7 protein-coding genes are annotated in these 8,742 nt (G+C 57.5%); 3 read left to right on the forward strand and 4 right to left on the reverse strand.

Annotated features, from left to right (window positions below):
• Positions 1–124: 124 nt before the first annotated feature.
• Positions 125–2,842: an SMC family ATPase gene (locus WKI89_RS15765; RefSeq protein WP_337871224.1), complete on the forward strand. Its 2,718-nt coding sequence runs from the start codon at positions 125–127 to the stop codon at positions 2,840–2,842.
• Between the two features lie 27 nt (positions 2,843–2,869).
• Complete coding sequence (gene murJ, locus WKI89_RS15770) at positions 2,870–4,372, forward strand: murein biosynthesis integral membrane protein MurJ (RefSeq protein WP_337871226.1); 1,503 nt, start codon at positions 2,870–2,872, stop codon at positions 4,370–4,372.
• A 26-nt stretch (positions 4,373–4,398) separates the two neighbouring features.
• Here murJ and WKI89_RS15775 read toward each other — a convergent pair whose 3' ends face one another.
• The 4 genes from WKI89_RS15775 to WKI89_RS15790 all read right to left on the reverse strand — a co-directional run bounded on the left by WKI89_RS15775 (position 4,399) and on the right by WKI89_RS15790 (position 7,116).
• A complete protein-coding gene (locus WKI89_RS15775) occupies positions 4,399–5,121 on the reverse strand; it encodes a helix-turn-helix transcriptional regulator (RefSeq protein ID WP_337871228.1) in 723 nt (240 codons plus the stop codon).
• 333 nt (positions 5,122–5,454) lie between these two features.
• Positions 5,455–6,207, reverse strand: a complete 753-nt coding sequence (locus WKI89_RS15780) for an ABC transporter (RefSeq protein WP_337871230.1) — start codon at positions 6,205–6,207, stop codon at positions 5,455–5,457.
• On the reverse strand, positions 6,200–6,649 hold the full coding sequence (locus tag WKI89_RS15785) for a hypothetical protein (RefSeq protein ID WP_337871235.1): 450 nt from the start codon (positions 6,647–6,649) through the stop codon (positions 6,200–6,202). Before WKI89_RS15785 ends, WKI89_RS15780 begins: the two co-directional genes overlap by 8 nt.
• On the reverse strand, positions 6,580–7,116 hold the full coding sequence (locus WKI89_RS15790) for an ABC transporter ATP-binding protein (RefSeq protein WP_337871232.1): 537 nt from the start codon (positions 7,114–7,116) through the stop codon (positions 6,580–6,582). Before WKI89_RS15790 ends, WKI89_RS15785 begins: the two co-directional genes overlap by 70 nt.
• A gap of 352 nt (positions 7,117–7,468) precedes the next feature.
• On the opposite strand from WKI89_RS15790, the gene mqnB reads away from it, so the two are divergent.
• Positions 7,469–8,137, forward strand: a complete 669-nt coding sequence (gene mqnB / locus WKI89_RS15795; protein WP_337871234.1) for a futalosine hydrolase — start codon at positions 7,469–7,471, stop codon at positions 8,135–8,137.
• Positions 8,138–8,742 lie beyond the last annotated feature (605 nt).

Consider the following 8,742-nt stretch of genomic DNA (forward strand, 5'->3'; position numbering starts at 1 on the left):
TCTGATAGCGATTTTGCCTATGACTGCCTCAAAAAATAATATAAGAGACCCTCGGGCACGCTGGGTGGCACGGCCCATAAAAGATACACCCAGCGCTCCCCAAGTGTGGAGTTTGGCATAATGTATGAGACCCCTAAGATTGCGTATTGAAGGCTTCGGCGCTTATGCCGAATTACAAGAAATCGCCTTTGATGACGTTGAGTTATTTGCTATCACCGGGCAGACCGGAGCCGGCAAGAGCACCCTGCTCGACGCCATTACCTATGCCCTCTACAAGGCCACACCGCGCATCGGCTCGACAGGTCTGAAGGAACTCAAACATCCAGGTATCGAGACCGCCAAGGTGGAGCTCACCTTTGCCATGGGGGAGCAGTCCTGGCGGGTGGTGCGGGTCGTGGGCAAAGAAAACCAGAACCGCCTGGAGTTCCTCCAGGAAAACCAGTGGCGCACCCACCCGACCTCGGAAAAGGTGCGGGAGCTCGACGCCAAGCTGGCCGAGATTCTCGGCATGGACTACGAAACCTTTACTCGGGCCATTCTGCTTCCGCAAGGCCAGTTTGACTTGTTTTTGCGCGGCTCGCCCAAGGAACGCCGCGAAACCCTGATCAAATTGTATGGACTGGAAACCCTCAAGGCCATGCGGGAAAAGGTGGCGGCCCGGCTCAAGCAAATGGGCCAGGAGAGCGCCCGCTTGCAAGGCGAACTCGACGCGCTGGCCGAGGCCGACGAGGAGCGAATTATGGCCCTGCGTGATGCAATAGGGCAGCTCGAGCGTGACGAACGCGACCTGGGCAGCCAGCTACAGAGTGCGGAAAAAACCCTGCGAACCCTCGAGCAAGGCTTGGAAAAATTCAGCGAACTCGAGTCGTTGCGCCGCCGCCAAACCAACTGGCAAAACGAGCAACCCCGCATCAGCGAAATTGCAGCAAAGTTGGCCCAGGCCGAAAAAGCCGAGCGGGTCTGGCCACAATTGGAGGCGCTGCAAGCTGCACAAAACGACCTTCTGCAAGCGCAAACCAGGCTCGAGGCCGCGCAAACTGAGCAGGCAAATCTCGAGGCCGAACTCGAACCGCTGCGCCAAGGCTTTGAGCCTAACCAGCTAGAAGCACTCAAAAGCAGGCTGTCTCAAATTCCCTTGCTGCAAGACCAGGAGGCCCGTCTCAAGCGCTATGGGGGCAACCTAAACCTACGCCATACGGCTCCTCTACCATTTGATGAAGACCGCCTAGACGCGCTGCGGGATGCCGAGCGGCAGTTTGACGAATTACACAAGCGAGTCGAGCGCCACAAACGTATCGCAGCGGCCTTCGAGCAGTTTCAGACCGAGTTAAGGGAATCGCAGCAAACCTATGAGCGGTTGACAGAGGAACTCGAGCATCTCAAAGCCGCTGGTGTGGCCGCCCGGGCCGAATACGAGCGGGCTGAACAGGCCTATGAGCAGGAAAAAACCCGCCAGGGCATCTACCAGTATCGCAGCAAGCTAAAAGTGGGCGAACCCTGTCCCCTGTGTGGACACCCGGTAGAACAGTTGCCGCCTGTCACCGATTTGCCCGACTTGGCCCCAATGGAAACAGCGCTAAAGGCCCAGGCCAAGGCCCTCGAGGATTTACGTGCCGACTATAAGGTCAAACAAGACCGGCGCAAACAACTCGAGGAAGGACTGCCCAAGCTGCTTGAGCAGTTCGATCATCGGCAGCAAGAAGAGGCCGAAGCCAGGGCCGAGCTCGAGCTTGTTCAGGCCCAAGTGCGTGAATTCATCTCATTGGAACAGATCCGCGAAGAACGCACCAAACGTCTTTCTGCGCTGGCTAGCGATATTCGTGGAGTCACCAGTGGACTGGGGGTGGAGGATTATGCCAGGGGCTTGCAAAAACAACTCCAGGCCCTCGAGGCCCAGGCCGGACAGATCGCCAAACTCGAGGCCCGTTTGTCTGAAGCGCAAGGCAAGGTCTCGAGCCAGAGCGAGATTGTGCGGGTTTTGCAGGCCAACCAGGCTCGCCAGGAAACCGCCTCGCTGGCTTTGGTTCGGGAAGCCCAGTTCGAAAGCCCTGAATCTGTTAGGAAAGCCCGTCTGAGCCCACAGGAAGTGGAAGCCTTGCGGCAGCGGAAAAGTCAGCACGAACGCGATGGGGTGGAAATTACCTCGTTGCTCAAAAAATTAGAACAGGAGCTGGGCAGCCAAGAGCCCATCACCATGCTGCAAGTTTCCGAACAAAAAACCGTGGTCACCGGGCTCAAATCCGCCCTCGATGAAGTCAAGAAGTACCTTGGTGCTAAACGGTCTGACCTCGATCGTTTGCAAAAGCTACTCCTGCGAAAGCGCGAAGCCGAAAAGCAAAAAGCTACCTTAGACAAACAAACCGACCTCTGGGAACAACTCGCCAACGACCTCAAGGGCGACCGCTTTCAAGACTTTTTATTGGAGCGCTACCAGTCTGGCCTGCTCTCCCGAGCTTCCGAACTCATCCAGTCACTCTCGCAAAACCGCTACAGCCTGCGCCTCGAGGAAGGCGAGTACAAAGTGCTCGACCGCTGGAACGAGGCCCTGCGCCCAGTGCGTACCCTATCGGGCGGCGAAAGTTTCATGGCCAGCCTTTCCCTGGCGCTCTCGCTCTCAGAACACCTCTCGCGGGGCAGAATCGGGGCGCTGTTTTTGGACGAGGGCTTTGGCACCCTCGATGCCGAAACCCTGGAGCAGGTGGCCGGGGTGCTGGAAGCTCTGCCGACCCAGGGCCGACTGGTGGGCATCGTAACCCACGTGGAAGCCCTAGCCGAACGCCTGCCCGCGCGTCTGGAGGTTCACAAGTCGCCCTCAGGTAGCCGCGTGCGCTGGAGGGATTAGGCCGCGTCGGCCTCCACAGCCCCCCATATGTCGAGAATCCTTCGCAACACCTTCCTGGTCATGGCCGGCACCCTTTCCAGCCGGCTCTTGGGCCAGGTGCGCCAGACCATTCTGACCAATCTGCCGCTCCCCGACGTTCTAAAGGATGCCTTCTGGGTGGCTTACCGCATTCCCAACCTGCTGCGCGAGTTGCTGGCCGAGGGGGCGATTCAAAACGCCCTGATTCCGGTGTTGACCAGCCTCTCTCCAGAAGAGGCCCGCACATTTGCCCGACGTTTTGGGGCTTTTTTGCTAGGGGTTAATCTGGTGATTCTGGGGCTGGGTATCGCTTTTGCCCCCCAGATTGCCAGCGCCCTGCTTTGGCTGGCTGAGCTTTCCCTGGCCCAGCCCAGCCCCCTGCGCGACCCGGCGGTGTTCGAGCAGTTGGTGCTCCTGATTCGCTTGGTGATGCCTTTCCTGCTATCCATCTCGATGGCCTCCCTGTTTTCTTCGATGCTGCAATCCGGTGAACGTTTCGGCATCACCAGCTTTAGCCCCGTTGCCTTTAATATTGGCTCCATCGTAGTGATGCTGTTGTTTCCTAGTAGCGTGGTCGCCCTTGGATTGTCGGTCACACTGGGGGGTGCATTACAAGCCCTGGTACAGCTTCCGGCCCTCAAGGGGTATGGATTGGAATTCAAATGGCACCCGGCTTTCCGGGAGGCGCTTTCGCGTATTGGGCCCTTCGCTTTTACCACCTCAGTACGCCAATTCCTGAACCTGGTCTTACTAGGCATTCTGGCCGCCTACCCTTCGGCGGCAGTAACCGGCTTTCAGAACGGGGAACTGATCTTCACCACCGCACTGGGCTTGTTGGCGGTCTCACCGGCCATGGCCGCCTTCCCCCGGCTCTCTACGCTGGCAGGTAGCGGCGACGTGTCAGCAGCCCGTGAGCTACTACGTCGCATCATGGAGCGGCTCGCAGTACCTCTGGCCTTCGCATCGGCGATGATGGTAGCGCTAGCACCGTGGATCGTGGGGACGCTTTACGCCATTACCGACAACTTCTCCGACGCCAACCGGGCCTTCACTACCCAGACCGTGATGGCCCTGGGCTTTGCCCTCCTCCCCTGGGGCTTGAACCAATTGATGTTGCGGGGCTTTTATGCGGTGGGGCAGGTTGGCCAGGCGGTGGCTGTGACGGTGATGGTAGCGTTGCTCAACACCTTCGGTTACTGGCTGCTGCGCGAGCAGGGTTTGTTTGTGCTAAATCTAGCCACAGCTATTGCGGGTTGGTTGGGCTTGGCGATTTATGCCCGACGCTTACAGGCTTTTCAGATGGTCGTACTAACCGAGGTGTGGGGGATGGTAGCAAAAGCCATACTTGCAGCCGCACCGGCAGGTTGGGTGGCTTACATGGTCGCGGTGCAGTTTGGTATCCCGGCCTTCTTTTGGCAAAACATCCTGCCACTTACCCTGGGCGGGTTGGCCGGTCTGAGCGTGTTTTTAGGGCTGGCCTATGTGCTGCGGCTGCCGCTGAAGCTTCGCTAGACGGAGCGTTTCGGACGGGGATTGTATCAGCTTGCCGACGACTTGGCTTTCTTCTCGTCGCTTTTTCCCGGCTTCAGTTCGCGTAGCAGCGCCAAGCGTAGACGGGCAATTTCCGACTCGAGCCGGTTCTGCTGAATGTCCAACTCATCCCGCAAGCGAATGATCTCCTCCACCCCCGCCAGATTGACACCCAGTTCCTGGGTCAGGCGGCGAATTTCCTTGAGTTTTTCCACGTCACGCTCGGAGTAGAGGCGGGTCTTGCCAGAGGTACGGCTGGGCGCGACCAAACCCTCCCGCTCGTAGAGGCGCAGGGTCTGGGGGTGCATACCTACGATGTCAGCAGCCACCGAGATGATGTAAACCGGCCGTTCTTTCTCGTTGACCTTTTTGCCCTTGCCCTCACTGGGGGCAGGCAGGGCCGGGGGCGTTTTGAAGGCCTCGAGCTTCTCGCCCAGCTCCTGCTTGAGCCGCTCGGCCTCCTCGCGAAACCGCTGCTCGAGCGCCCATAGCTCGTCGCGCAGTTTCATAATCTCCTCCACCCCGGCCAGGTTGACCCCCAGTTCCTGGGTCAGCCGGCGAATCTCCCGCAGCTTCTCCACGTCCCGTTCGGAGTACAGCCGGGTCTTGCCCCCCGAGCGCTTGGGCTGAATAAGGCCCTTGCGCTCGTACAGACGCAGGGTCTGGGGATGCATATCCACCAGTTCGGCGGCAACCGAAATGATGTACACCGGACGGTCTTTTTTATCCATATATAAACAGGGCTAAAAGCCCTTGACGTCTTAAGTATACGAAAATCTGCCAGGTTTTATACCAAATTCGGTTAGTACGTTGGCAAAGGGTCGAACACCCTTCTGGCCAAGGGGGGTGAATTGCGCTTCACAAGGCCACAATAACTGCTTAGGTCGAAGCGTAGCTTTGCGAAGTCGGCGTTGGGCCAGCCTGGGTTATACGCATTTCGGCAGTATCGTTCACTTCGGCAAGCCTAAACGATACTACCGAAATGCTTTTCTACTCCCTTCGGTCGGCTTGAATCCTTCACCTCTAACTGCGGCGGGCGGTGAAGGATTCAAGCGGAAACGGTATCACTCGTGGCCGAGCAGGCCCCGCTTTCTAGCCTCTCGGTTCGCGAGCTCAAACAATAGAACACCAATGCAGAACACCGCCGTTGTCTCGGCGAGAAGCAGTATCCACCAGTAGGCTTCGACGGTGCTGCCTTGCAATAAGTCTCGAATTACCGAAGCACCCAGCACCAGCGGAAACCACTCGAGCTGTGGCAGGTTGGCAATGACCGCCGGAAAAACCAACAACTGCGCCAGCATAAAAAACGTTCTAATCTCCTTGAACAGCAGCGCAAGCGCCCCAGCCACCAGACCCAGACCCAGGGCCGCAATGTAAAACAAGCCGATGGCAGGGAGCATTTCCCAGCTCAGACTAAAGTTGATCTGATTGTGGTTGGTCAGTACCAGAAATAAAATTGCCGTGTTGAGCAAAATTGGCGCGAGGCGGGCGAGGGCCTGCGTTACAAAAAAAGCTGTAAGGCCATGCCCGGACAGCACCATGTTCTCCAGCGTACCGGACTTTGCTTCCCTGCTAATTTGCGCGGCTATACCACTCAGAGCAGACATCGCAAGCAGTCCCAGCAGATAACCCACCAAAAGTCTGAAAATCGTTTCTGGATTCGAGCTTGATACCCCCGAGAGCTGGGCCACGCCTTTGAGCAAGAAGAAAATGAGGCCCATAAAAACCAGGCCCATCACAAACTGCAGCGGATAACGCACCTCTTCCAGCCAGGCGCGCCAGGCCTCGGCACCAAACAAAATAGCCAGCTTACGCACTGTGCGACTCCTTTCGGGCTGTGTAGCTCCTGAATATCTCGGCTAGCTCGACCTCTCGTTTCTCAATGGAGCGGAGCGGCCTGGGGTGCAGTCGCCTCATCAGTTCGTAGAGCTGCTCAGGATGATCCAAAATCACCTCGAGCAACCTACCCGACTCATCCAGCGTATGTTGAAAAGGCAGCTCGGGCAGGCCCACTGGCTCTTTGAAGGTAATCCGATAGCTTTGCAGATCAAACATTGCTAAAAGCTCTTCTTTGGCTTTATCCACCACGATGCGTCCACCCGAAAGGATAGCAACTCGGGTACAAAGCCTCTCAGCAACCTCCAACTGGTGGGTTGTGAGCAGAATACCCTTACCCGCCTTTGCCATACCTAAAATTTGCGCCTCGAGCACCTCTGCCGCATCAATGTCCAGACCCAGCGTCGGCTCATCCAGCAACACAAAAGGGGGATCGTGGGCATAGCCACAGCAAAAGCCATCTTTGACACCATGCCCTTAGACAGCGTTTGCGCTGGCGCGTTTCGCTTTTCCCACAAGCCCAATAGGTCTAGAAGGTATTTGGCTCGCTCCCGGGCCTCCGGACGCCGCATACCCCGGACGGCGCAGGTATAAACTAGGTTTTCGAAGGGCGATAGGCGCGGGAAAAGTACTCGATTGGTGTCTAGCAGGGCTCCCAACTGGGCCATGTAATTCGGCTGCCCAAATCTCAAACCGTTGATGCTTACCGAACCCTCATCTGGAGTCACCAGGCCGCACACGGTGCGAATGGTGGTGGTTTTACCGCTGCCGTTGCGCCCCAGAAGCGCCACAATCTCTCCCGGCCGCACTTGTAAGGAAACGCCCTTAAGCACTTCTACAACATTGCGAAGGGAACGGTATGTTTTTTGAATTGATTCTATTTTTAGCATATAGCCCCAAGTAACTTCGATTTTATCGGTGTGAGGAGAAACTCCTCAGTTAGAACTCACGCTAGCACCATCCAAGTCTACAGAAAAAATGATCCAGCAAAGCTACGAGGTATTCACGAGTTATCACAACCGACCTCCGTTGTATTAGAATCAACAGCCTAGCGAACCAGCAGCTAGCACCCTTGGGTAACCTGGCAAATTATTTCCGCAATAATGCGAATGATGAACTCGCGCATGCTAAATTCACCCCTTTCTGAGGTACCTCGAAGGGAGGTTAGCATCATATTTTTTTGTCAAGTTGATGACCATATTTTGCTGGAAGGCGAACTAAAGCCGGTGCTAGTATTAAATTGTGTCCACTCCACCATTGCTCCTGCTATCTCCCACCCGCCTCGAGGCTCCCTTCCTCAAAGGCCAGAAGTTCGATTTTCACGGGCGCGCGGGGCTGCGCGGGGCGGGCTGGGTCTGGCTCGAGTGCGGCATCGGCAAGGTCAACACCGCTGCCACCTTGGCCGCTTTCGTCCAGCGGCGCCGCTTCCAGCGGGTGCTGCTCTTTGGCATTGCGGGGGCCTATGCCGACTCGGGCTTGCAGATAGGCGATTGCGCCCTGGCCGAGCGGGAGATTCAGGCCGACCTGGGCGTGCGGGATGGGGGCTTGAAGGGCCTGGGCTTCCCCAGCCTGGTGGTGGCCTCCAGGCCCTACCACAACCGCTTTCCGCTGGACAAAGCTTTTACAGACGAACTTAAGAGCAAACTGGGCCTGCCCGGCAAACAGTTCCTGACCCGCGACCTGGTCTCGGAGAACCCCAGCGAGGCCCACCAGCTCGCGCGCAAATGGGAGGCCGACCTCGAGAACATGGAAGGGGCCGCCTTTGCCCAGACCTGCTTGTGGCTGGGCCTGGCCGGGGCCGAGCTGCGGTCGGTATCGAACATGGCCGGCGTGCGCGACAAAGCCCAGTGGCGCATCCGGCAGGCAGTGGAGGGCCTCGAGTACCGCATTCTGCGTATTATTGGGTCATAAGTATCTCCAAAGTTGAAATGTGAGATCCGGTCTCGAAAGATCGCTGGGGACGATCTCCTGTCGGGACTCGCAGATGCTCGTGCACCCAAGGGACGATATCCTAACTCAAGTTGCCACCTATCCTAACTACGCAGAAAATAAAGGCCACTATGAGCTGGACTGTTCTAGTGGCCTACTGCATTATAGACGACCTGCTCAAGACCCTCGGACACCGGGACGACCCCCGCCAGCGTCATTCTTACCCTCTGGATTCTGGCCGCCCTGGCTTTCGCTGGAAAGCATCAGCACGCCCTGATCTAAGCCAAAGCGCAGGGTCTTTTCAGCTACATCCCCTCCCCCACGCCCCGCCCCGGCGTGGCGGGAGCCGACGGCTGCACAGCTTGTCTGACTGGATACCCTTGCTGCTGCCCTTGAGCAAGGCCTTATGGGAGCAACTGTCCTCAGTGGAACACTACATCCTGGATACCTTACCCCTGCCACATCCGCGCACCCCGTTGCCGCCTGGCCCCAGCCCGCGTATACCGCGGCTACATTCCCAGTCAACGCAGCTACTTCCACGGTCTGAAGCTTCACCTGGTCTGCACGGACAACCAGTGGATCAGCGA

The organism is Meiothermus sp. (genome assembly GCF_037443965.1).
In the GTDB taxonomy this organism is placed as follows: domain Bacteria; phylum Deinococcota; class Deinococci; order Deinococcales; family Thermaceae; genus Meiothermus.